The following is a 23,843-nucleotide window of genomic DNA, read 5'->3' on the forward strand; positions in this document are numbered from 1 at the left end:
TAAATTAGTGAGGGAGCGAATGGAAATGAACTTAACTAAAATATTTGGAATGCAAAAGGTATTGGATACAAAAATTATTAAGGAACATGGATTGGAAGGCAAAAATTTATTTTACAATATGATCCTTGCTTTACAAGTTGAAATCGGAGAACTTGCAAATGAAACTAGATGTTTTAAGCATTGGAGCAATAAAGGGCCAAGTGAAAAAGAAGTTATTCTGATGGAATATGTTGATGGTTTACATTTCATAGCTTCATTAGGCAACGGTATTGGCTTTAATCCTAATGAATATAGTGCGGAATTTTTAAAGCACAACGCAAATGTATTTTCTGCAAGTTCGTTAGTGAGTCAATTTAACAATGTATATGAAGCTGTATCGGAATTTCGTGCAACTCAAGATAGGGAGCTGTACGAAGAATTGCTATATTCCTACTTAGGATTAGGTAAGAAATTAGGATTTACATTTGAAGAAATTGAGCAAGGTTATTACAAGAAGAATGAAGTAAATCATCAACGTCAGACTAATGGGTATTAATCGATGAAAGGTGTATGCATAGATGTAGACCATTCAGCGCTACTGGGAATAAATGAAGAATATTTTTTATTCCCAGCAAAGCCTAATCATTACTATGTCAGCAAATTCAATCGTGAGGAATCACATTTGGGATGTTATCCAGCAGAGAGATTTAAAGTGGTGGAGAGCGAGGTTTTGACACCAGAACCGCAAATTAATATGCCTAATTTAGATGAAAGTAAATTCTATAAAGCTCAATTAATTTGGCGAACAAAAGGCTATAAAGATAAACCGCTTAAGGATTACATTATAAAGCCTAAAGGTACACATTGTTTCTTCTGGCATGATCGAGAACGTGAAAAATTATGCGGATGTTTTCCGATACATTGGTTTGCTAATTTTGAAGAATTAGCAGCGGAACCAGAAAAAGTTAAAGAAACGCCAAAGCAGGAACTTGTTTCATTGTTAGAAAGACCTGGTGGTCAACTAGCGTTCTTTTAAAATCTGTATTTTATTAAAAAATGGAGTTTGTAATGAAAAGAGCCATGAGTTGTGAAGGCTCATGGCTCATTGTATAAGGGTAAAGTCGTATTGACTTTATAAATAAATAATATCATAAACATCCAAATAAATACAATAAAAGTAAATTAAATGGTATAAAATTTGGATTTTATTAAGAAAAAAGGAAGAGGTTTTTGAGAGTATGTATAAGCCCCTTCAATATTTATCATTTTAGCCAAGAAGACTCCTTCCTCAAGGAGCGTGAAGGGTCACAGCACAGTGAGTAGGTGGGAGATGAATTGGCTTCGAACAAGGGGTGGCAGGAAGCCATCTTAATTGTTCGACATATAGAAAGTGTTACTCCACTATCTATCGAATATACGTTCGGTGTATAATAGTCATATACCGAAATGGAGGTGAATGAAATGATGATTAATAAAGCCTATAAGTTTCGTATCTATCCAAATAAAGCACAAGCAATTCTAATCAACAAAACGATTGGTTGTTCTCGCTTTGTATTCAATCATTTCCTATCCTTATGGGATCACGCATACAAAGAGACAGGAAAAGGCTTGACCTATGGTACATGCTCTGCCAAACTACCTGCCATGAAGAAAGAGTTTGTTTGGCTAAAAGAAGTGGATAGTATTGCGATTCAGTCGTCTGTTCGCAACCTTACGGATGCCTATACACGCTTTTTCAAAAAACAAAACAGCGCCCCGCGCTTTAAATCTAAGAAAAACAACGTACAATCTTATACCACAAAACAAACAAATGAAAACATTGCTGTTATAGAAAACAAAATTAAATTGCCAAAACTAGGGCTTGTTCGATTTGCCAAAAGTAGTGAAGTAAAGGGACGTATTGTAAATGCTACAGTTAGACGGAACCCTTCTGGTAGATATTTTGTGTCATTGTTAGTTGAAACAGAAGTACAAGAACTTCCGAAAACAAATTCTTACATTGGAATAGATGTAGGACTAAAAGATTTCGCTATTTTGTCAGATGGAAGACCCTATAAAAATCCGAAGTTTTTCCGATCATTAGAAGCTAAGTTGGCGAAAGCACAGCGTGTTCTTTCTAGAAGAATGAAAGGATCTTCTCGCTGGAATAAGCAACGAGTAAAGGTAGCTAGAATTCATGAATACATTTCAAATGCTAGAAAAGATTACTTAGACAAAATCTCAACTGAAATCATCAAAAACCACGATGTTATCGGTATTGAGAATTTGCAAGTATCGAATATGTTAAAGAATCATAAGTTAGCAAAAGCAATTAGTGAAGTGTCTTGGTCGCAATTTCGATACATGTTAGAATACAAAGCAAAATGGTACGGCAAACAAGTCATTGTCGTATCGAAAACATTTGCTTCCAGCCAATTATGCTCTTGTTGTGGATATCAGAACAAAGACGTTAAAAATCTAAACCTACGTGAATGGGACTGTCCTTCTTGTCGTACACACCATGATAGGGATATTAACGCAAGTATCAATATAAAAAATGAAGCGATAAGGCTTCTAACCGCAAGGACTGCGGGGTTAGCCTAATCAACTAGAGTTCGATAGAACTCTTTACTTAGGAATCCCTCACTTCTAAACGAAGTGAAAGTGGGGGTAGTTCAATAAGAGTAATTTATTACAAAAGCGTTATTTGAATACAAAAGGGGGAAATGGAAAATGGAATACGTTGAAAAAGCAACTAAAGATATTAGAGAGAATTGGTTTGGAGGTCATGTAGCTGAAATTCAAGGTGAAGAAGGATTGCAGGTTATTTATTGGGGCAAGCCTGGAACAAATATGTATCGTACTAAATTTGTTCTTGCAGGATATAACGTATTTATTTCAGGTGATATTGGGGAAGCGGTGTATAACCTTACATGTCCAGCAACATTAGAAAATATTAAAGGATTCAATTTAGGGTATTTCACTGAAAAGTTAACAGCTTTTCGTGAAGAACGTTGGGATTTTGATGAAGAAAAGGCAAAAAAGGAACTTGATGAATATTGGAAGGAATACGATATAAACGAAACAAGAGAAGACGGACAGGAAGTATATGATCGTATTATTTCAGCAATTGATGAGAGTTCATCTATGGAAGGTTACCATTTTTGGTTAAGTGACGTTTATCATAGCAGCTCATTAGATTCTGACACGTTGGAAGACATTTGGAATTTCGGTAAAAGGTTGCCACGTCGTTTAATTGGTTACTGGTTAGGATTGCAAATGGCAATTGAACAATTAGAGAAAAGCAAACGTGCAGCAGAAGCAGTGACTTTATAACAAAATAGTTATTTTATAACCCAAAATAAAAGAACCCGTTTGTTATAAACGGATTCTTCCCTTAAGGTGTGCAAGGAATACAAGGTAACTGGCCTAGGGAAACCTGTAGAATTCCTTGTAATTGTAATGTATGCAAAGGAATCAATAAGGTTAATGAATTTTAAACAAAATTCTTATTTGAATGGAAAAGGGGGATACAAATGAAGTTTGTTTTGCTGAAGGTTGAAGAGGTGTTAAAAGCAACGTCTATAAGTGAAGGTGTAGTTTTAGAGGGAGTCACACAAAAATAAAAAATTTAAGAGAACAGGAAGGTCGGAACCCAGATCCTAAATATCATAAAAAAGCATGAAGGTGAAATATAACAAAATCTTTATTTAAATAAAAAGAGCGCTAATCGTGAGCGCTCCTTATACCTCATTATAACGACAGTGACGAACTCACATTATATAGAAAGGCACTATTATTGTATGTCAGAGTATGAGATTAGTGAATAGATATAGATAAAATCTTTATTCAAAAATTAAAGAGTGGTTTTTAAGTGGCTCTATGACTAAGAGTTATTTTAAATTTTTTATGGTTTTGAAGTATTTAAGCAATAATTTTGTTTAAGACTAAGATATTTTCTCATTAGTAATACCGATTTGCTTCAGTAGACATGGCAATCGCTTTTGTTTCATGAACTGTACCATAGGGATGTTCTGGAGGTGCATATATAGAGTAAATTTTAAGTGGTTTATTCCCCATATTAATTACATTATGCCATTTTCCAGCAGGTATCATAATTGCATAGTCATCATAGACCATTTCTTGAAAATCTAATTTATCTTTGTTATCACCCATTTGAACGAGTCCTTGACCCTCTTCAATACGTATGAATTGATCGGTTGTAGGGTGTACTTCTAAACCTATGTCATCATCAACATTAATACTCATTAAAGTTACTTGTAAGTTTTTTCCTGTCCAGATAGCGGTTCGGTAAGTATTGTTTTGTTTGGTGGCTTGATTAATATTCAATACAAATGGTCTAGTTCCATAATCTGTTAATCTGAAATTTTCACAATAAGGATATCGGTTGTGGTCCAAAGCATTATTGTTGTAACTGTAATAATAAGGATTCCAAGCGTAAATCCAATTATTGTTATTCCAGATGCTATCCATTGGGCTTTGAGATGGATAATAATAACGTGGAATATGTTGCATATCCAAGCTCCTCTCATAATTTTATCATTTACTTTTTATCCTATGCTGTTGTCTATTTATCATTTTAGCCAAGAAGACTCCTTCCTCAAGGAGCGTGAAGGGTCACAGCACAGTGAGTAGGTGGGAGATGAATTGGCTTCGAACAAGGGGTGGCAGGAAGCCATCTTAATTGTTCGACATATAGAAAGTGTTACTCCACTATCTATCGAATATACGTTCGGTGTATAATAGTCATATACCGAAATGGAGGTGAATGAAATGATGATTAATAAAGCCTATAAGTTTCGTATCTATCCAAATAAAGCACAAGCAATTCTAATCAACAAAACGATTGGTTGTTCTCGCTTTGTATTCAATCATTTCCTATCCTTATGGGATCACGCATACAAAGAGACAGGAAAAGGCTTGACCTATGGTACATGCTCTGCCAAACTACCTGCCATGAAGAAAGAGTTTGTTTGGCTAAAAGAAGTGGATAGTATTGCGATTCAGTCGTCTGTTCGCAACCTTACGGATGCCTATACACGCTTTTTCAAAAAACAAAACAGCGCCCCGCGCTTTAAATCTAAGAAAAACAACGTACAATCTTATACCACAAAACAAACAAATGAAAACATTGCTGTTATAGAAAACAAAATTAAATTGCCAAAACTAGGGCTTGTTCGATTTGCCAAAAGTAGTGAAGTAAAGGGACGTATTGTAAATGCTACAGTTAGACGGAACCCTTCTGGTAGATATTTTGTGTCATTGTTAGTTGAAACAGAAGTACAAGAACTTCCGAAAACAAATTCTTACATTGGAATAGATGTAGGACTAAAAGATTTCGCTATTTTGTCAGATGGAAGACCCTATAAAAATCCGAAGTTTTTCCGATCATTAGAAGCTAAGTTGGCGAAAGCACAGCGTGTTCTTTCTAGAAGAATGAAAGGATCTTCTCGCTGGAATAAGCAACGAGTAAAGGTAGCTAGAATTCATGAATACATTTCAAATGCTAGAAAAGATTACTTAGACAAAATCTCAACTGAAATCATCAAAAACCACGATGTTATCGGTATTGAGAATTTGCAAGTATCGAATATGTTAAAGAATCATAAGTTAGCAAAAGCAATTAGTGAAGTGTCTTGGTCGCAATTTCGATACATGTTAGAATACAAAGCAAAATGGTACGGCAAACAAGTCATTGTCGTATCGAAAACATTTGCTTCCAGCCAATTATGCTCTTGTTGTGGATATCAGAACAAAGACGTTAAAAATCTAAACCTACGTGAATGGGACTGTCCTTCTTGTCGTACACACCATGATAGGGATATTAACGCAAGTATCAATATAAAAAATGAAGCGATAAGGCTTCTAACCGCAAGGACTGCGGGGTTAGCCTAATCAACTAGAGTTCGATAGAACTCTTTACTTAGGAATCCCTCACTTCTAAACGAAGTGAAAGTGGGGGTAGTTCAAAAGCAGTAATGTAAGAAAGGATTTAAATGTTTATGGAAACGTATTACAGGCTGTTGGAAATGCTTTAGAGGCTGATGGTCAAGGAGAAGTGTCTCTTGAAAAAATCGGTAATGAAATCCAATCAATTGGTAATGTCACTGTAATATCTGGATTGATTATCGATTTTAAAGAAGAAACACAAATTAAATTAGTGATTGCCGGGAATTGGACACAGGCTTTGGGTGGACTTACAGCATTAGCAGATGAATTTGAGGATACATCCGATAAAGATGAATCCTTAAATATTATAGGAAACTTATTACAATCAATTGGGAATTCATTACAGGCAATAGGAGGTGTTGACGAATTAAAAAGTATCAGAAATGAGGACCAGTCTAATAAAGAAGGTAATGTAAATGATGTGGAGAAAGATACAGACACTCAGGTAAACAACGAAACTAATGAAAATGAAGAAGGAAAGCTAATAGATATTATAGGAAGTTGGGTTCAAGCAGTTGGTTCTGTAATTTCATTAATTGGACAAATACGTGAAGAGAGTGAGGAATTGGAAGGGAACGATGAATAGAGTAATTTAATAGAACAGTTAAAACAATAATTCTTTTAAAGTGAAAGCAAACAGAATATAGTCCGGCTAGAAAACTAGAGGACACCAATTCATTAAACCAGTAATTAAAGCTGTTTTAAGAATAGGTGTCCTTTTTATTTTAAAAAAGGGGATGTGGGGAATGGAGGTATTAAAAGATCAATTACGTGAATGGAAAAAGCAATCGAACCAATCGAAAAAGAAAAATAAGAAAAAACGAAAAGAGAAATTTAGTACTCGTGAAATTGAAGAGTTAATGGGTATGTATAGACCTTGTTATGAGCGTAGACGTGGAGCATTAAGACAAAAATAATTAAAAAATAAAAAGGAGTGGTCTTACATGACTAAACAATTATCTTTCTTACCAAAAATCGATAGAACGGCAACACAAGAGGAATTAGAAGGTGTGTTGGAAAGCGTACGTATACATAGACAATTTGGGATGATGCGTAAAGAAATGAAAGTTACTCCTTCTTATGAAATACGTGAGCACGGTCCTACACATGCAGTTGGAAAACCGTTAGAAGATGTTGCCATAGCAAATATTCAACAAAGTAAACGAGAAGAATGGCTTGAAAGGATGTCATTACGTATTGATCAATTTCTAAATCGATTAGGAAACGGACGAGCAGGAATTATCCAAAGAGATATTATTTATAAACGCTATTTAGAAGAAGAGGATGTATGTGATTACATGGTCTATAACGAAATTGGAATGTCAGAGCGTACTTATCGACGTTGGAAGTCTAAAGCTTTTTATAAGCTTGCTTTTGCACTTGGATTAGAAGTTTACGAGACAGAAGAGACTGGAGGTAATGAATAATGAATTTTGTTCAGCCAATACGTGATCCAGAAAAAATACAGCAGCTAAAAGAGTATTTTAAGGAAAAGAGCTTACGTAATTACATTCTCTTCATTATGGGTATTAATACAGGTCTTAGAATATCAGATATTTTGAAATTAAAAGTAGGTGATGTCAAAGGCAGCCATATCTCTATGAGGGAAAAGAAAACAGGAAAACAAAAACGTATTCAAATTACTGCAGCATTAAAAAGAGAGCTTAAATGGTTTTTAGAAGAAAGAGAAGATCATGAGTATTTGTTGCAAAGTAGACAAGGGAAGAATCGTCCTATCGGTCGCAGCATGGCATATAAGATATTAAGTATAGCCGCAGCAGAGTTCGGATTAGATGAAATAGGAACACATACGCTAAGAAAGACGTACGGGTATCATATGTACATGCAAACGAAAAACATAGCATTACTCATGGAGATATTCAATCACTCGTCAGAGAAGGTCACATTACGTTATATAGGTGTAAATCAAGATGAAATGGATAAAGCAATGACTAGGTTTAAAATCTAATCATTGCTTTTTTCTTTTTAAATCTAGGGGTATCGCCAGCATTTTTGAAAACCCCTGAGCAAAGAGCATACAAAAATTTTTGCAGTTTTCGACTAATCCAGTAACAAACGAGAACCCGAAAACCCGCACCAGGAGTAGCTTCCCTTGTCAGAATAAGGGGCCACTTTTTCCCTGCTACCGATAATAGGACGTTATAGTAACTAGTTTTGTATAGAATATTCATGTGTTTCTTAGAAAACTAAAGGGCCAATTTATCATTCGCAACTGTACTTGAACTTAGGTTCTGTCTGAATATAAAAAGCATTTCTTACTTGTGCACTCCAATTTGCAAAAGCTGATCTCCATTCAGGAGTGTTAAAGAATTGGTCTACAGTTTGAGTTTCAGAATGCCAAACTATAAATAGGTTAAGTGGGGCAATTCCTCCTGCCCAAATTCCATTATTTACGTCAGTATCTTCTTCCCTTACTAATAATAAGGGTAGACCAAATTGAAAAGCCATTGAAGGTTCTACTTGTGAATAAACTGATCCTACCCAGAATGGTGTTGATGGTGGAAGAGGTCCTACATTGACGTCAACTGTTTGAATTTTAAAACGACGAAGGTTTACTGCTAACATTCCATAGCTTGATGAAACTAGACGACGAATATCAGTTAAAATGGATTCGGGATAACTTTCACTTAAAGGCAATGTACGTGGAAAAAGCAAAGCATACTCAATTTCTAAAATTAGACGGTTTAGAAATCTTTGTTGGTTGTCATTTAAATGAGTTGTCGTACTTAAAAATATGGGAATACGATAAGCACGGTCAATACACTCTTGATGTGCCGATTCTATTTTCACTTTATGTTTACTTAAAGATTTATGCTCATTATTACTCATTTTCTCACCTCCTTTTTAATACTATATAGAAAAGGAATTAGTTAGTTTGGACATAATTGCCTTTATGGGAACCTAAAGGTTTTTTCTTACTTAAAAAAACAAGTTATAAAAATTAATACAGGTACTCAAAGAAGGAAAAACTGATAAAATTTAACTTCCAATAACGAGAAATATGTAAATAAGCTGTCCATATGGGCAGCTTATTTTATTTTTCCGCATAGTGTAGGTTGTTTTGCAAAATGCTGGTGGTATCCCTATACAGTTACTCATAATTTTCGTACTGTGTAACTCAAAAGAGAAATTTAAATGAAATCAATGATACCAAGGGTTTCAGCGAAGGGGGCAGTTACACACAATATAAGATATGGATAACTCATTTATTATATGGAATAATAAAAATAGTTTTATAGCATTGGAGGAAACTATATGTATGAGGAGTTTACGAATTTCGTATTACCAAGTGAAGAAACAAAGATTTGGCGGTATATGGATTTTACAAAATTCATGAGTATGTTGGATAGGGAAGAAATTTTTTTTACAAGATCAGATAGATTTGAAGATAAATTCGAGGGTACTTATCCAAGAGCGAACATAGAAGAAACACGCGATTTTTTGAAAAGACTTGTAGAACAGGAACATCAAGAGGAAACTTTAAGAAGTATCAATGGATTTTCAAAGTATATAAGAAAATTAGTGACTATTAACTGTTGGCATATGAATGAATATGAATCTGCAGCAATGTGGGAGTTATATTTAAAGAGTAACGAAGGGATAGCAATTCAATCAAATATTGGAAGACTAATAGAATCTTTTTCACATTGTCCCCAAAAGATTTTTATTGGAGAAGTAAACTATATAGATTTTAATAAAGAGTTACTGCAAGCTAGCGATTTGTTAGAACTATTTATGTACAAGAGGAAATCTTTTGAACATGAGCATGAAATACGAGCTATTCATCAATTGCCATTTGTAATGAGTGATCTAGGATGTATAGATGCTAAGGCTGAGCCATCAGTAGAGTATGGAATAGGAATACCATGCGATATTAGAACATTAATTGAAAAAGTTTATATTTCACCCACTGCGCCAAAGTGGTTTGAAGAATTGGTTAGGTCAATGTGTGATAAATTCGACTTAAAAGTGGATGTTTTTAAATCAGAGTTAAGCGAGATGCCTTATTAACTAAGAATAATTTTTTGGCAGAGTCGTGACCGTTTTTTTGGCAGTAAATGTGCCGGTTGTTTTGGAATCAACGTGATATATTTGTATTGTGAGAAGTGGCGGAAAACACAACTCACAATGTTCCTTTATAAACTATATGTTGTCTAAACGATTTCGTAATGATGGCACATAAAATCCGAAACCAGCAGATGGTAGTGATTGAATGTTACCGTTATTAGGGAGAGCTTTTGCTCTTCTTCCAGTTCCTTAATGTTGGTGATGCATGTTAGCGGTTCATCATTAGGTAATTGGAATAAGGATGAAACTTCACGTACCGGAATTAAAGTAAAAATCAATAATCTATAAAAAAAGCATCCATTCGGGTGCTTTTTTATTTTAGAGGAGGATGGAAGATGGATAAACATTATATTGATGAAAGAGTTTCTGAATTAGGAAGACAAATTTTTGAATTAGAACAATCAATAGAGGGCTTAAAGACAACTGTATCTATGTTATCAAAATCGGTAGAAACGAAGACCAGTAAAGAAGATGTTCAACGAATAATTAAACAATCTGAAGTGGTTAAAAAGATTAATGAAAGCGAACCAGTTAGAACAGATTGTAAAGTTAGTATCAATTTAGATGGAAAGGTTATGGCGGAATCTATAGTTGAACATACAACTGATACAATCAAATGTCGTGTAAGTGAAGGGAATGATTACAAATGAAACTAAATAAGCCAGAACAAACGGTGGTTGTCGGTCATTTAATTAACAATGTTATTGGATTGGAATTAGTCAAGCAACACATTGATCCACAGAAGTTAGAAAAGGCTGTAGCTTTACATAATGAGATCAATGATGATATGACACCAAAACAAACAAGAGAAGCGCTTATTAGTGTACTGGATAAGGCAATAGATGAATTTTTAAAACAATAAACATAAAAAAGGAAAAGCAACTCGCTTTGGGGTGCGAATCACTTTTCCTGATGGCAATGTTAACTTTATTATAACAACTTGTATTTATTTGGTAAATATATAATTGGAATATTCTTTCTAAAGGAGTGAGATAGATGTGTGAGGTTCGTACTGAGACTAACTATTACCATACTTCTAAATGTTTAGTGTGTGGCCATCATGATAGAGTTAATTATCCGTCAAAAGAAGAATATCAAGAAGTAACTGTTTGTCCTAAATGTAACGGTGCGTTTGTAGATATGTATAAGTTAGAGAAGTACAAACAATCTAACGAGACTGTAGAACCTTTATTAACAATTACATTAACAGATATAGATGATAAACCGATAGTTCATTACAAAGGCAAACAGATTGATAGAAAGTTACGTGTTGCATTTGATTGGGAAACACAATCGATTGATAAGATTAATCGGACATACATTCATATTGAACATGTACCATCTGATAATAAGCGTTTCAATACTGAAGTCATTCAACATAATCATCCTATTGTGGAAGAACAGGTAGAGATATATCGGTTATGATAGAATACAAAACCAAACAACAAAAGCGTAAGTTCTATGACAGTGGTGAGTGGAAGAGTATACGTGAACAAGTAAAGAAGAGAGACAACTATGAATGCCAAGAGTGTAAGCGCAATGGTAGTGTTCGTGTGGACACCAATGAATACAGTGAGAGTGCAAAGCGTAAGAAGATTCAGCTCGTTGTCCATCATATAAAAGAACTAGAACATCATCCAGAACTTGCATTAGAAATAGATAACTTAGAAACAGTCTGTGTGGATTGCCATAATAAAGAACACGGAAGAGTGTTCTTTAAGAAGGTAAACAAATGGCAAGACGATGAGAGGTGGTAACGTTGGATACTTATGAACAAGATGTAACTCTATTAGTTAAAGCTTATAGACTTGAAGGTTATGTCATTACAAATGAACAGGCTGAAGATATTTGGTCAGAGTATTCGAATGAGTTATATGCTTCTTGGATGATGATGGGTAATAAAACGGATGGTTTATATGAAACAACTAAAAAGATTGCTGAGAAATTAAAAATAATACCCCCCCTTAAATAATTTCAACAAAAATTGCTCTAAGGGGCACCGGAGGAGGGGGTCGTTTTTCCAGATTTTTGAGCCATATCGCATAGGACCCCTACCCAGTATGAAAATATGATTGAATCGAGGTGATATTATGGCGGACATTGATGAGCGTGAGGTGCTAGTTAACAAAGAAAAAATCGTTTGAAAAGACTATTTAAAGAAATCCCACCTAGTAAGTTGAAAGTAGTTGAAGGGTTAATTATTCAGGCAGCAAGATTACGAGTTTTATTGAATGAGATGTGGATGGATATATCTGAGAATGGTGATTATGAAATGTTCTCACAATCTGATAAAACAGAGCCGTATGAAAGAGAACGGCCTGTTGCCCGGCTATATAATACCCGTGATCAATCATATCAAAGGGTCATTAAACAGCTAACAGATTTGTTGCCAGAAGGAAATAATAAAAAAGAAATTAAGAAGTATTCGGCAAGTGATTTAATATGATTGTTCATAAGTGTGTAAGTGAATATATAGAACTATATGAAACGGGAACAGTAGTATTAAATAAAGAACGCATCATGCTTATTTATTATTTAAAGCAAGATATACTAACCCGTAATGATCTACATTTCGATATGGATTTAATTCATAAATGTGTAACTTTCATAGAAAAGTGGCATTTCAAATTAAATTCCTTTCAAAAATTTTTAATAGCATTTGTGTTTTTGTTTGATGAATATGAAGATGTTTATTTTGATCAACACTTCTGGATGATGGCAAGGGGTGCTGGTAAAAATGGATTGATTAGTGCATTGACACACTTCTTTATTAGCGAATTGCACGGTATTGAGCATTATAATGTATCAGTAGTTGCTAATACAGAAAGGCAAGCTAAAACTTCTTTTATAGATGTTTATGAAAAGAATAAAAAGCATGAAATATTAGACGAGCTATTTGTATCAACTAAACAATTGATAACGAATAAAGCGACTCGTTCGACGTTTGAATTCCATACATCAAATGCAGGAAGTAAAGACTCATTAAGAGATGGATGTGTCATTTATGATGAGATACACAGATATGAAAATAGCGATGTTGTAGAAGTATTCTCTAGTGGTTTAGGTAAAGTTCCTAACTCTAGGGAATTTTTTATTACCACAGATGGTTTTGTTCGTGAAGGTTACCTTGACAAGATGAAAGAACGAGCAATGAACATCCTGAAAGGTAAAGAAAAAGAAGATAGGTTGTTCCCTTTTATTTGTAAGCTTGATAACGCTGAAGAAGTAGACAATCCAGAGATGTGGGAAAAAGCAAATCCAATGTTTAGTAAGCCTATGAGTCAATATGCTAGAGGGTTGTTCAAAAAGGTTATGAGACAATATAAAAACCTTGAAAATGATCCATCTAACAGAGAAAACTTCATGACTAAAAGAATGAATTTGCCAGAAGTAGATTTAACAAAGTCTGTTGCTACTTGGGAAGAAATAATGCGTACTGGTTTTGAAGAAGATGGAGAAACTCTCAGAAAGATTCCTGATTTAAAACATAAAGTAGCTGTGGGAGGACTCGATTTCGCCAATATTAAGGACTTCGCGGCCGTTGGTTTACTATTTAAACATGGTGAAGATTATATTTGGAAAGGTCATTCATTTGTACGTAAAGGTTTCTTGGCCAAGGTGAAATTAAAAGCACCTATTTTTGAGTGGGCCGAAAATGGATTATTAACAATTGTGGATGAACCTGTAATTAATATCTCTCACATTGTGGATTGGTTCGTAAGAATGCGTGAATTGTATGGTGTGAATACGATTGTTGCAGATACATTCCGTTTAGATCTTGTTAAAACAGCACTTGAAGCAGAAGGGTTTACATTGTTGTATATTCGTAATCCAAAAGCTATTCATTCATTATTAGCGCCAAGGGTCGAAACATTATTTGCGAACAACCGTATTATCTTTGGCGATAATCCGTTAATGCGTTGGTACACAAATAACGTCTATGTTCATATTAAAAAAGATGGCAATAAAGAATATTTGAAAAAAGATGAATTCAAACGAAAAACAGATGGATTTCAAGCTTTTATCCATGCATTATGGCAAGCGGATAACATTCTTGAAGAAGAAGTTGAGTTTATGCTCGATAGTATCAAATTTTAAAGGGGGTGATAATCATTGGGTGGTTAGGTTCAGTATTTAAAAGAAATAAAGAACTAGAATTCATGTTGGACCTGGACATAATTACTGATACAGCAAACAGGCTTCATATGAAACGTTTGGCGATTGATACATGTGTCTCATTTTTAGGAAGAACGATTAGTCAATCTGAATTTAGAGTAAGAAATGGTAAAGCATTTAAGAAGAATGAGCTTTATTATCGATTAAACGTAAGACCAAACAAGAATATGACCGCAAGTACCTTTTGGGAAAGGTTTGTTCGCAAACTTATTTATGATAATGAGTGTTTAGTCATACAAGCAGATGATGGTGATTTACTTATCGCAGATGGATTTCAACATAATGAGTATGCGGTATTTGAAGATACTTTTACGGATGTAAGGGTAAAAGATTATACGTTTAAGAGAAGCTTTAAACAAAGCGAAGTTATTCATTTAAAGTATCGGAATGATAAATTATCCCCACTTATTGATGGGTTATTTGCAGATTATGGTGATTTATTTGGTAGGATATTAAACTCTCAAAAACGGAAAAATCAAGTTCGTGGAACAGTTGATATGGAAATGACAGGTTCTAAAACCGAAGAGAACCTAGCGAAATTACAAAAGTTTATTGATGATATGTATCAAGCGTTTGGTAATAAGGATATTGCTATTGTTCCGCAACAAAAGGGTATTAATTACAACGAGATATATAATGGAGTTGCAAATGGTCCAAGTGTGGAAGAAATCAATAAAGTAACAAATGGTTTCTTGAATCAAGTCGCTATGGCAATTGGTATTCCTGTAGCTCTGATATATGGAGAAATGGCTGATGTAGAAAAGCAAACGAAAAATTATATGCTTTTCACAGTACGACCATTATTAAAAAAGCTATCTGATGAAGCGAACGTTAAATTCTTTGAAATGAGTGAATATCTTTTAGGACTAAAAATTGAGGTTAAGGCTGTTTCCTATCAAAGTATATTTGATCTTGCGACAAGTATTGATAAACTCATTTCTTCAAGTGCATTTACAGGAAATGAAATTCGTTCAGAAGTAGATTATGAGGAGTCAGATGATCCGAATCTAAATATCCATCATATTACGAAAAACTATACAAAATTAGATGAATCTGAAGGAGGTGAGAAAGAAAATGACGGTGAAAATTGACGTTAAAGGACCGATTATTTCAAATGATGAAGTTTGGATTTATGATTGGTTTGAAATGGATGCTGCTAGCCCAGGTAAGATTTCAAAAGCGCTTGAAGATGCAAATGGCGATGACTTAGTTGTATCAATTAATAGTCCTGGTGGTTATGTACACGAAGGCTCAGAGATTTACACAGCGTTGAAAAATTATCCTGGTCATGTGGAAGTTCAAATTGTTGGTTTGGCTGCAAGTGCGGCTTCTGTTATTGCAATGGCTGCTGACAAAGTCCGAATTTCTCCAACTGCACAAATCATGATTCATAACGCTTCAATGTGGAATGGTGGAGATCATCGCGATATGTCAAAGGCTGCCGAAATGCTAAAAACAACAGATCGAGCAATTGTAAACGCCTATGTCATTAAAAGCGGTAAATCAGAAGAAGAACTACTTAATATGATGGCTGAAGAAACGTGGATGGGTCCACAACAAGCGTTAGAAAATAATTTTGTGGATGAAATTATGTTTATGGATAATCAGGTAAAAATGACAGCTTCAGCTTCTACTGCTGCCATGCTTCCACAGAAAGTAATCGATGGCTTTAGAAATGGAACCATGAACAAAGGCCAAGGGATTACAAAAGAAGATTTAAATGCAGCATTGTCAGGTTTGAAAAATGAAATTCTGAATGATTTACAAACAAATACAAATCCAAAAGAGCCTATTCAAAAGCCTGTTCATACAAAACAGAATTTGAGTACGCTCTTTTTAAATTTAGGAGGAAAATAAAATATGGTTATTAAGTTTAATAATTTCGAAGAGAAAAAACTAGCTTTTGCAAAAGCAACACAGGATGGTACAGCAGAAGAACAATCAGTAGCATTAAACTCCATGATTGAAGCACTTGCTACAGATGTACGAGCAGATATTTTAAATCAAGTGAATGAATCAATGGTAGATCGTTCTATTATGCAATCTCGCGGTTCTAATGTACTAACAAGTGAAGAAATGAAGTTCTTTAATGCCGTTGTTGAAGAAGGTGGTTTTAAATCTACTGAGACTTTACCTAAAACAACACAAGAGAGAATTTTTGATGATTTAGTTCAAGGTCATCCATTGCTAGAGCATATCGGTTTAGAGAATTTAGGAGCCGTGACAGAATTTATTTATGGAGATCCAGAGGGTGCAGCTGTATGGGGGCCGTTATTTGGTGATATTAAAGGACAATTAAATGCTACATTCCGAAAAGAGTCAATTACTCAACTGAAATTAACAGCATTTATTCCATTAGCAAATGATATGTTGAAGCTTGGTCCAGTATGGGTGGAACGATATGTTCGTACTATGATTACAGAAGCGATGTCAGTAGGTTTAGAGCGTGGTTTTGTAGTAGGGACAGGTAAAGAAGAACCAATTGGGTTATTAAAAGATCCTAGCGGAAGTGTAGTGAATGGAGTATATCCAGATAAAAAGCCAGCAGGAACTTTAACGTTTGAACCAGGTCGTAAAACAATTAATGAATTAAAAGGCGTGGTTAAATTATTGGCTAAAAAATTAAATCCTGATGGTAAAACAGATGCAGATCGACCTAAAAATATTGCTGGTAAAGTAGTTATGGTAACAAATCCATTCGATACTTTTGATATTCAAGCAAATGCTACAACTCAAAATTCGGCAGGTGTATATGTAACGAGCTTACCTTTTAATCCAATCCCAACAGAATCTGTATTTGTACCTCAAGGACAAGTGGTGTTTTTTGTTAAAGGGGAGTACATTGCAGCGATGGGTGGAACGGAGCCAATCCAAAAGTATAATGAAACACTCGCTTTAGAAGATGCAACACTTTATATTGCCAAACAACACGCTACAGGTAAGCCGAAGGATAAATACACTTCACAAGTTTATACATTGAAACTTGAAGAAGTAAAGCCACCGACACAAGGATGATGTGAATGGATACAGTAATTTCAGATGTAACTATACAGGAGTTTAAAGAGAGGATGCATTTAGGTGATGAGGAAGATGATAACCTAAAGCGCATCCTTTCTACGTCTAACAAGGCATTACTTAGGGTTTGTGGGAATTATGATTTAAATAAAGACGAGGAGTTCAAAGAATTAGTCTTTGAACGTTCTCGTTATGTTTATAACGATGCATTAGAGTATTTTGACAAGAATTTTTTAAGTCAAATTAATAGTTTAGGTATTGATAAAGCATTAGAAGAAATTAAATTGGACGGTGATTAATATGCGTCCTTTTCAGTACAAGAAACCACTGAATACAGGCGATTGTAGAAATCGAATTATCATTGAACAACCTGAAGTAATAAAAGATGAATTAAATCAAGAAGTTGAAACAGGTAATTGGCAAGAAGTAAAAAAAGCATGGGCAATGATAAAAACGGTAAAAGGTTCGGAGTACATTGAAGCTTCAGCATCACAATCTACACGAATTTATCGGTTTGTGATGCCTTATACAACAAGTATTACAGAATTAATGCGAATCAATATGAAAGGTCGTATCTTTGACATTATCGAACCGCCAATGAATGATGATGAAATGTATCAAACATTGACTATTATCGCAAAGGAGCATGTTTAATATGAATGATTTTGCGAGCGAACTTGCTAGAGAATTGCAAAGATATGCAAATGTTGTGGAAGAAGAATTACTGACGGCGCAAGAAGAAGTTGCTGATGTTGCTGTGAATAAATTAAAACAAAGCAGTCCTAAAAAAACAGGTGCTTATCGTAAAGGGTGGCGTAAGAAAAAAGAAGATAGTGGTGTTGTTATTCATAATACTCAAGGACAATTAACACACCTTTTAGAAAAGGGACATGCGAGAGTTGGTGGTGGACGTGTTCCGACTCAAGTTCATATTCGTCCAGTTGAAGAGTATGTAATTAATGAGTTGCCAAGACGTATTGAAAGGTCGCTTGAATAATGACATTAGGTGAATTAATAAAAATCCTTGAAGCTACAGGTTATCCTGTGGCTTATTCGCATTTCATTGCAACGCCAGGGAAACCAGTACCAGCGCCACCTTATATTTGTATCCTTGTTGATGGATCAGCAAATTTAATGGCTGATAATAAGGTGTATCACAAGATAGACGATGCAAATATTGAACTTTACACAACTAAAAAAGATTTAGTTGCAGAAGAAAAACTTGAAAAAGTCCTAGACAATCATGAAATTCCTTATGACTCGTATGGGACTTTTATTGAATCTGAAAAAATGTATCAAAAAATATATGAAACGAGGTTGATATAAATGAATGAAAATAAAGTAGCTTTCGGTCTGAAAAATGTCCATTATGCACTCTATGAAATTAAAGATGGTGCAATTACATTTAGTACACCTATTCGATTACCAGGTGCGGTTGAATTAACTTTTGATCCACGAGGAGATTTAATTGAGTTCTACGCTGATGACATGCTTTACTATGCAGCAAGTAATAACCAAGGTTATGATGGGACGCTATCTATTGCGACTATTCCAGAGCAATTTGCAGTTGATGCATTAGGAGAGGAATTAGACACAGAAGACGGTGTATTAAATGAATTAGCTGACGCAAAAGGAAAACCATTTGCTTTATTGTTTGAATTTGATGGCGATGTAAGAGCGACTCGACATGTTATGTTTAACTGTTCAGCAAGTCGTCCAACAATTGCATCTAAAACGAAAACTAATTCAGCGGAGCCAAATACAAATGAGCTTAAATTTGTATCAAGCCCTATTGATATTAATGGAAAACGTATGGTTAAAACGAAAACTACTACTAAATCAAAACAAGAAATCTATGATAATTGGTACAAAAAAGTTTATACAAAAGTACCTGCATTACCAAAAGGGGCGTAAGTGAATGGAAAAGACAATTACAATAGATGGAAAACAAGTCAGATTAAAAGCTACAGCAGCAACAGTTAAACGATATAAAGCACAATTCAGACGTAATTTATTTGCAGATTTGATGGGATTAGGAGCAATTAGCGCATTAACTTCACCAGATGGTTCACAACAACCTCTTGATATGTCTAATGTTGATTTAAGCAATGTGGATTTTGAACTTATTTATGATTTAACTTGGTTATATGCTAAAACCGCTGATCCAAATATTCCTGATCCTATGACGTGGCTAGATGAATTTGAAGAATTCCCGATTGAAGAAATTATGCCAGAAGTCATGGAATTAGTTCAGGTCACTATGGGTGCAAAAAAAAAATAAAGAAAAATAATGGAGAGCAAGGGACATTCAGTGATGAGGAATTTACTACTGAATTGTTTCTTGCTCTTTGTTATAAAGCAAATTTATCACAAGGTGACTTAGAAGAAATGACCGTTGGTGATTGCTTTGATTACATTGCTGAATTTGCTGAGTTAGAGAATCCAGATAAAGAAAAAGTTAGAAAAGCAGGTCAAAAAGACTTCGATTCATTCTAAGAAAGGGGTGAGATAATGGCAGGAAGAATTAAAGGGATTACGATTGAAATTAATGGTAACACTCAACCGTTACAAAACGCTCTAAAAGATGTTAATAAACAAAGCGATTCTTTAGCTAAAGAACTAAAAGATGTTGAAAGATTACTAAAATTTGATCCTGGTAATATTGAGGCACTTTCTCAAAAGCAACAGTTACTTACACAACAAATTGAAAATACAACACAAAAGCTAGATAAATTAAAAGCAGCGGAACAACAAGTACAAGCTCAATTTCAAAACGGTAAAATTTCTGAAGAACAATATCGTGCATTCAGGCGTGAAATTGAATTTACAGAAGGATCGCTTAATGGTCTGAAAAATAAACTCGGAAACATGAAAGCCGAGCAAGAGAATGTAGCAAGTTCTACAAGGCAATTAGAAATATTGTTTAGAACTACAGGAAAAAGCGTTGATGATTTTGCAGGAGCATTAGGAAATCGTCTTGTGAATGCAATTCGAAATGGAACAGCTACAAGTCGTCAGTTAGAACAAGCAATTGGAATTATCGGTCGTGAAGCATTAGGGGCAGGAACAGATATTGATAAATTGCAACGAGCACTCCAATCTGTGGATGCTGGAAACACAATACGGCAAGTGCAAAATGAATTAAGAGATTTACAACAAGAAGCCGAAAGAACTGAGAAAAAGTTTGAAGGCTTAAAAGTAGGGTTAGAAAATGTTATCGGTGGATTAGCAGCTGGTGGCGGAATTGCAACCGCAATTGAAAAAGCAATGGACATGTCGAAGTTAAAAACAAAAATTGAAATAGGATTTGATGTTCCTGAGTCCTCAAAAAAATCAGTAGAGGATGCTGTGAGAGGAATTTCAGCCTATGGATTAGATGCAGAAGAAGCACTTGAGGGTGTAAGAAGACAATGGGCTTTGAATAAAGATGTTAGTGATGAAGCAAATGCTTCTTTCGTAAAGAGTGCAGCTATTATTTCTAATGCTTATGCTGGCATAGATTTTACTGAATTAATTCAAGAAACAAATGAAATCGGTAATGAATTAGGTATTTCACAAGAAGGCGCTCTCGGTATGGCTGATGCCTTATTAAAAATGGGTTTTCCACCGGAACAATTAGATATTATTGCTGAATATGGTGGTCAGCTGACGCGGGCCGGATACAATGCTGAAGAAGTGCAAGCTATTATGGCAGCTGGGGTCGAAACAGGTACTTGGAATTAGATTATAGTTCCCTTGTATGGCGACATACAATGAAAAACTCCTTTAATTCAGTGAAACTCTCAAATGAGACAATACTGAGCGAAGCCTTTTAATTAAGGAACGTGCAACGACTAGTCGAAAGACGTAGGGTGTAAGCATATGACACTCGAAAAGGGGAGCAACTCAAGTAGTTGAAGATATAGTCTAATCTATACGGTGACGTATAGCAGTTCATAGAGAACGGGCGTGACCTTGCGAATCACGTTGAATGTAGATGATTGATAATCTCTTAGATGGTTTAAAAGAAGGGCGTGTTAAAGCGGCTGAATTCGGTCAAGGTGTCGATAAAGCTATGAAAGAATCGCTTGAAGGCACAAAAATTTCAGCAGAACAAGTTGAAAAATGGGGTCAGGCAGTAGCTAAAGGTGGTAAAGATGGATCGGCAGCAATGACTGAAATTGCACAGGCTTTATCAGAAGTTGAGGATGAAACAAAGCGTAATGAATTAGGTGTTAAGTTTTTCGGTAGATGATGAATTGTGCCGAAGTAAAATCGCGGTATAAAGCAAAGAGGGTGCGAATCCTAATTTGAACCGAAGGCTATACAAAGTATAGTCAGGGGCAGAGCATAGAGGGTGAAAAGATATAATCCCTCCACGAGACCGCGACACTTATTAGTGAAAACGTATGCCGAACTTACAGGAAATGAACTGTAAGAAGTAGAGGATAAAAAGCCTTTACGATAACAAAATGACAATGTATGAAGATCAAGGGCAAAACATCATTAATACTTTGCTAGGTGCGAAAGAGAAAACAGTTGATTTTGGAAAGCAACAAGATAAACTGAATGATTCTATTAAGAAAATGGATGCAAACCCAGCAGTTAAATTTCAAAAAGCGATGCAGGATTTACAAGTTGCGCTTCAGCCAGTTCTTAGTGTCATAGCGGATATCATCTCCAAAATAGCTGAATGGGTTTCAAACAATCCAAAGTTAGCAGCCACATTAACGGCTGTCGCAATAGCTATTGGCGTAATTTCAGGTGCAATTATGGCGCTTGCTCCTATAGTTATGACAGTCATGAGCTTCTTTGAGATTGGAGCTTTAGCAGCAGCTGGACTTGTTGCTATCGTTCCTATTATTATCGCAGCTATAGTGGCTCTAGGAGTTGCTATTTATAAAAATTGGGATTCTATAAAACAGTGGACTATTGATATGTGGAATTCTATTAAAGAATATTTAATAGAACTTTGGAATGGCATCGTTCAATCCTCTAGTGAAGCATGGAATTCATTTTTAGAAACAATGCACTCATTCTTTGATCCGATAGGTCAGTTTTTTAGCGATTTATGGACAGGTATAGGCGAGATATGTAGTAATACCTGGAATTCTATTGTTGAATTCTTTTCTGGAGCTTGGGCTTCATTCACTAAAATGATGCATAGTTTCTTTGATCCGATAGGTGAATTCTTTAGTAGTTTATGGTCCGGAATTGTTGAAACGGCTTCTTCTTGGTGGTCATCTTTAGTTACAACAGCTTCTGAATTGTGGGGGGCACTCGTACAAGCTTGGCAGGAAACGTGGAATACTGTACTTACGGTCTTAGACCCTATCATTTCATTGATTTCTACGGTTCTTGAGGCTGGTTGGTTATTAATCCAAGCAGGAGTGCAAATTGCGTGGGCAGCGATAAGTCAGTATATTATTCAACCAATCCAAGAAGCTTACAATTGGGTGAGTAAACAAATTGGCGAATTAGTTACATGGCTTGGTACACAATGGGAAATTGCAAAAGCGGTGGCACAAGTTGCGTGGGGATTATTTAAACAATACATCATTCAACCTGTTCTAGACACTTGGAACTTTGTAAAAGAAAAATTTAGCGATTTAATTTCTTGGTTAAGTTCGAAATGGGAACTTGCTAAATCATATACTCTTGCAGCTTGGAATTTGGTAAAAGAATATGTTATTCAACCTGTTCAAGACTTGTGGAATACAACCAAGCAAAAACTTTCAGATTTGGCTAATTGGATATTATCAAACTGGGAAACTATAAAATCCTATACGCTAACAGCTTGGAATTTGACAAAGAAATACGTGATTGATCCAGTAACTGAAGCTTACAATTCAGCCAAACAAAAATTTACTGATTTATATAATTCAGCGAAAGAAAAATTTGATTCCGTAAAGAATGCTGCACAAGAAAAATTCGAAGCAGCTAAACGCTTTATAATTGATCCAATTAAAGATGCAGTTGACAGTGTAGAAAAATTTATTGGGAAGATTAAGAGCTTCTTTAGTGATTTGAAGTTAAAGATTCCTAAACCTGAAATGCCACCACTTCCACACTTTAGCTTGCAAACTAGTACGAAAAATATTTTAGGGAAGGATGTTACGTTCCCTTCTGGACTTAATATAGATTGGCGTGCAAAAGGTGGTATCTTCACTAAACCGACTATATTTGGAATGAATGGTGGGAACTTGCAAGGTGCAGGTGAAGCTGGAAAAGAAGCGGTTTTACCTTTAAATAAAAAGACACTTGGAGATATTGGCGCAGGAATCGTAGCAGCCATGCCAAGACAACAATTTGCTATATCAGGAGAAATAAATCAATTAATGGACGATATGAGCCGTATGATGGCTAGTTCCGCAAGCCAATTAGCAGGATTAAAGACCGTCATGAGTGGTGTGTATGGAAGTATGTCAAACAGCAGACAAGCCATGACAAATAGTGTATCAAATCAAGTAATTAATAATTCTTTCGGATCATCTGGAGGCGGAGTAATTCCAATGCTTGGTGGCGATTTAGTTGTGGAAGTCCCTGTTGTTTTAGAAGGGCGAGATGTAGCGCGTGGTACTTATCGATATACAACCGAGTATCAAGAAAGAGAAGAAAAGAGAAACTCAGACTTTTAGGTTTGGGTTTCTTTTATT

General features: G+C 35.2%; 29 protein-coding genes and 3 pseudogenes. 30 read left to right on the top strand and 2 right to left on the bottom strand.

The features are described from left to right. The first annotated feature begins 19 nt into the window (after positions 1–19). From BCG9842_RS12355 to BCG9842_RS12370, 4 genes are all read left to right on the top strand, one after another. Entirely contained in the window at positions 20–535 is a 516-nt protein-coding gene (locus tag BCG9842_RS12355) for a dUTP diphosphatase (RefSeq protein ID WP_041488122.1), read from the top strand. A 3-nt stretch (positions 536–538) separates the two neighbouring features. Further along, complete coding sequence (locus BCG9842_RS12360) at positions 539–1,015, top strand: hypothetical protein (RefSeq protein ID WP_000679229.1); 477 nt, start codon at positions 539–541, stop codon at positions 1,013–1,015. 425 nt (positions 1,016–1,440) lie between these two features. Further along, the gene (gene tnpB, locus BCG9842_RS12365; RefSeq protein WP_000973259.1) at positions 1,441–2,562 is read left to right on the top strand and encodes an IS200/IS605 family element RNA-guided endonuclease TnpB; all 1,122 of its coding nucleotides are present in this window, start codon (positions 1,441–1,443) and stop codon (positions 2,560–2,562) included. A gap of 129 nt (positions 2,563–2,691) precedes the next feature. Then, a complete protein-coding gene (locus tag BCG9842_RS12370; protein ID WP_000456897.1) occupies positions 2,692–3,294 on the top strand; it encodes a hypothetical protein in 603 nt (200 codons plus the stop codon). A gap of 627 nt (positions 3,295–3,921) precedes the next feature. Here BCG9842_RS12370 and BCG9842_RS12375 read toward each other — a convergent pair. Then, on the bottom strand, positions 3,922–4,494 hold the full coding sequence (locus BCG9842_RS12375; protein WP_001163834.1) for a cupin domain-containing protein: 573 nt from the start codon (positions 4,492–4,494) through the stop codon (positions 3,922–3,924). 258 nt (positions 4,495–4,752) lie between these two features. On the opposite strand from BCG9842_RS12375, the gene tnpB (BCG9842_RS12380) reads away from it, so the two are divergent. The 5 genes and pseudogenes from tnpB (BCG9842_RS12380) (at position 4,753) to BCG9842_RS12400 (ending at position 7,897) form a co-directional block, all read left to right on the top strand. Then, positions 4,753–5,874 carry an IS200/IS605 family element RNA-guided endonuclease TnpB gene (gene tnpB / locus BCG9842_RS12380; RefSeq protein ID WP_000973259.1) on the top strand — a complete coding sequence of 374 codons (1,122 nt, stop codon included), beginning with the start codon at positions 4,753–4,755 and terminating at the stop codon, positions 5,872–5,874. 70 nt (positions 5,875–5,944) lie between these two features. Continuing rightward, positions 5,945–6,514: pseudogene (locus tag BCG9842_RS12385) on the top strand (DUF6944 family repetitive protein); the annotation flags it as partial. 160 nt (positions 6,515–6,674) lie between these two features. Next, on the top strand, positions 6,675–6,845 hold the full coding sequence (locus tag BCG9842_RS31320; RefSeq protein ID WP_000453402.1) for a hypothetical protein: 171 nt from the start codon (positions 6,675–6,677) through the stop codon (positions 6,843–6,845). Between the two features lie 27 nt (positions 6,846–6,872). Continuing rightward, positions 6,873–7,355 carry an ArpU family phage packaging/lysis transcriptional regulator gene (locus BCG9842_RS12395; RefSeq protein WP_000166176.1) on the top strand — a complete coding sequence of 161 codons (483 nt, stop codon included), beginning with the start codon at positions 6,873–6,875 and terminating at the stop codon, positions 7,353–7,355. After that, positions 7,355–7,897 carry a site-specific integrase gene (locus BCG9842_RS12400; protein WP_001012121.1) on the top strand — a complete coding sequence of 181 codons (543 nt, stop codon included), beginning with the start codon at positions 7,355–7,357 and terminating at the stop codon, positions 7,895–7,897. The genes BCG9842_RS12395 and BCG9842_RS12400 overlap by 1 nt, the downstream gene beginning before the upstream one ends. Positions 7,898–8,151: 254 nt before the next feature. Here BCG9842_RS12400 and BCG9842_RS12410 read toward each other — a convergent pair whose 3' ends face one another. Beyond that, complete coding sequence (locus tag BCG9842_RS12410; RefSeq protein WP_000069269.1) at positions 8,152–8,778, bottom strand: hypothetical protein; 627 nt, start codon at positions 8,776–8,778, stop codon at positions 8,152–8,154. Between the two features lie 426 nt (positions 8,779–9,204). Here BCG9842_RS12410 and BCG9842_RS12415 point away from each other — a divergent pair, with 426 nt between their 5' ends. The 21 genes and pseudogenes from BCG9842_RS12415 to BCG9842_RS12510 all read left to right on the top strand — a co-directional run bounded on the left by BCG9842_RS12415 (position 9,205) and on the right by BCG9842_RS12510 (position 23,825). Next, the gene (locus BCG9842_RS12415; RefSeq protein ID WP_000272764.1) at positions 9,205–9,960 is read left to right on the top strand and encodes a hypothetical protein; all 756 of its coding nucleotides are present in this window, start codon (positions 9,205–9,207) and stop codon (positions 9,958–9,960) included. A 392-nt stretch (positions 9,961–10,352) separates the two neighbouring features. Further along, positions 10,353–10,667: a hypothetical protein gene (locus BCG9842_RS12420; RefSeq protein WP_000357601.1), complete on the top strand. Its 315-nt coding sequence runs from the start codon at positions 10,353–10,355 to the stop codon at positions 10,665–10,667. Beyond that, complete coding sequence (locus BCG9842_RS12425) at positions 10,664–10,879, top strand: hypothetical protein (protein WP_000773593.1); 216 nt, start codon at positions 10,664–10,666, stop codon at positions 10,877–10,879. The genes BCG9842_RS12420 and BCG9842_RS12425 overlap by 4 nt, the downstream gene beginning before the upstream one ends. A gap of 134 nt (positions 10,880–11,013) precedes the next feature. Continuing rightward, positions 11,014–11,442, top strand: coding sequence for a hypothetical protein (locus BCG9842_RS12430; protein ID WP_000333450.1), 429 nt, complete (start codon positions 11,014–11,016; stop codon positions 11,440–11,442). Further along, positions 11,439–11,774, top strand: coding sequence for an HNH endonuclease (locus BCG9842_RS12435; RefSeq protein WP_000575247.1), 336 nt, complete (start codon positions 11,439–11,441; stop codon positions 11,772–11,774). The genes BCG9842_RS12430 and BCG9842_RS12435 overlap by 4 nt, the downstream gene beginning before the upstream one ends. After that, the gene (locus tag BCG9842_RS12440; protein ID WP_232297542.1) at positions 11,768–11,989 is read left to right on the top strand and encodes a hypothetical protein; all 222 of its coding nucleotides are present in this window, start codon (positions 11,768–11,770) and stop codon (positions 11,987–11,989) included. The genes BCG9842_RS12435 and BCG9842_RS12440 overlap by 7 nt, the downstream gene beginning before the upstream one ends. A 168-nt stretch (positions 11,990–12,157) precedes the next feature. Continuing rightward, positions 12,158–12,463: a hypothetical protein gene (locus BCG9842_RS12445; RefSeq protein ID WP_049772094.1), complete on the top strand. Its 306-nt coding sequence runs from the start codon at positions 12,158–12,160 to the stop codon at positions 12,461–12,463. Next, on the top strand, positions 12,460–14,115 hold the full coding sequence (locus BCG9842_RS12450) for a terminase TerL endonuclease subunit (protein WP_000635290.1): 1,656 nt from the start codon (positions 12,460–12,462) through the stop codon (positions 14,113–14,115). The genes BCG9842_RS12445 and BCG9842_RS12450 overlap by 4 nt, the downstream gene beginning before the upstream one ends. A gap of 5 nt (positions 14,116–14,120) precedes the next feature. Next, positions 14,121–15,284 (top strand): phage portal protein, encoded by a 1,164-nt coding sequence (locus BCG9842_RS12455; RefSeq protein WP_000583777.1) that lies wholly within the window; start codon positions 14,121–14,123, stop codon positions 15,282–15,284. Beyond that, the gene (locus tag BCG9842_RS12460) at positions 15,268–16,050 is read left to right on the top strand and encodes a head maturation protease, ClpP-related (protein WP_000216410.1); all 783 of its coding nucleotides are present in this window, start codon (positions 15,268–15,270) and stop codon (positions 16,048–16,050) included. The genes BCG9842_RS12455 and BCG9842_RS12460 overlap by 17 nt, the downstream gene beginning before the upstream one ends. A gap of 3 nt (positions 16,051–16,053) precedes the next feature. Further along, on the top strand, positions 16,054–17,208 hold the full coding sequence (locus BCG9842_RS12465; protein WP_000234868.1) for a phage major capsid protein: 1,155 nt from the start codon (positions 16,054–16,056) through the stop codon (positions 17,206–17,208). 5 nt (positions 17,209–17,213) lie between these two features. Further along, entirely contained in the window at positions 17,214–17,507 is a 294-nt protein-coding gene (locus tag BCG9842_RS12470; protein ID WP_000381900.1) for a hypothetical protein, read from the top strand. A gap of 1 nt (position 17,508) precedes the next feature. Beyond that, the gene (locus tag BCG9842_RS12475) at positions 17,509–17,862 is read left to right on the top strand and encodes a phage head closure protein (protein ID WP_001247283.1); all 354 of its coding nucleotides are present in this window, start codon (positions 17,509–17,511) and stop codon (positions 17,860–17,862) included. A gap of 1 nt (position 17,863) precedes the next feature. Continuing rightward, a complete protein-coding gene (locus BCG9842_RS12480; protein ID WP_000997568.1) occupies positions 17,864–18,205 on the top strand; it encodes an HK97 gp10 family phage protein in 342 nt (113 codons plus the stop codon). Further along, positions 18,205–18,534 (top strand): hypothetical protein, encoded by a 330-nt coding sequence (locus BCG9842_RS12485; protein WP_000172071.1) that lies wholly within the window; start codon positions 18,205–18,207, stop codon positions 18,532–18,534. The genes BCG9842_RS12480 and BCG9842_RS12485 overlap by 1 nt, the downstream gene beginning before the upstream one ends. Continuing rightward, entirely contained in the window at positions 18,535–19,122 is a 588-nt protein-coding gene (locus tag BCG9842_RS12490) for a major tail protein (protein ID WP_001004914.1), read from the top strand. Positions 19,123–19,126: 4 nt separating this feature from the next. Then, the gene (locus BCG9842_RS12495; RefSeq protein WP_000415920.1) at positions 19,127–19,489 is read left to right on the top strand and encodes a hypothetical protein; all 363 of its coding nucleotides are present in this window, start codon (positions 19,127–19,129) and stop codon (positions 19,487–19,489) included. A 53-nt stretch (positions 19,490–19,542) separates the two neighbouring features. After that, entirely contained in the window at positions 19,543–19,704 is a 162-nt protein-coding gene (locus BCG9842_RS31325) for a hypothetical protein (RefSeq protein WP_000477713.1), read from the top strand. Positions 19,705–19,719: 15 nt separating this feature from the next. Beyond that, a pseudogene (locus BCG9842_RS12500) lies at positions 19,720–20,928 on the top strand (hypothetical protein); the annotation flags it as partial. Positions 20,929–21,187: 259 nt separating this feature from the next. After that, positions 21,188–21,436 (top strand): annotated as a pseudogene (locus tag BCG9842_RS12505) (hypothetical protein); the annotation flags it as partial. 223 nt (positions 21,437–21,659) lie between these two features. After that, positions 21,660–23,825, top strand: coding sequence for a hypothetical protein (locus tag BCG9842_RS12510; protein ID WP_000180077.1), 2,166 nt, complete (start codon positions 21,660–21,662; stop codon positions 23,823–23,825). Positions 23,826–23,843: the final 18 nt, after the last annotated feature.

The organism is Bacillus cereus G9842, from assembly GCF_000021305.1.
Classification (GTDB): Bacteria; Bacillota; Bacilli; order Bacillales; family Bacillaceae_G; genus Bacillus_A; species Bacillus_A thuringiensis_S.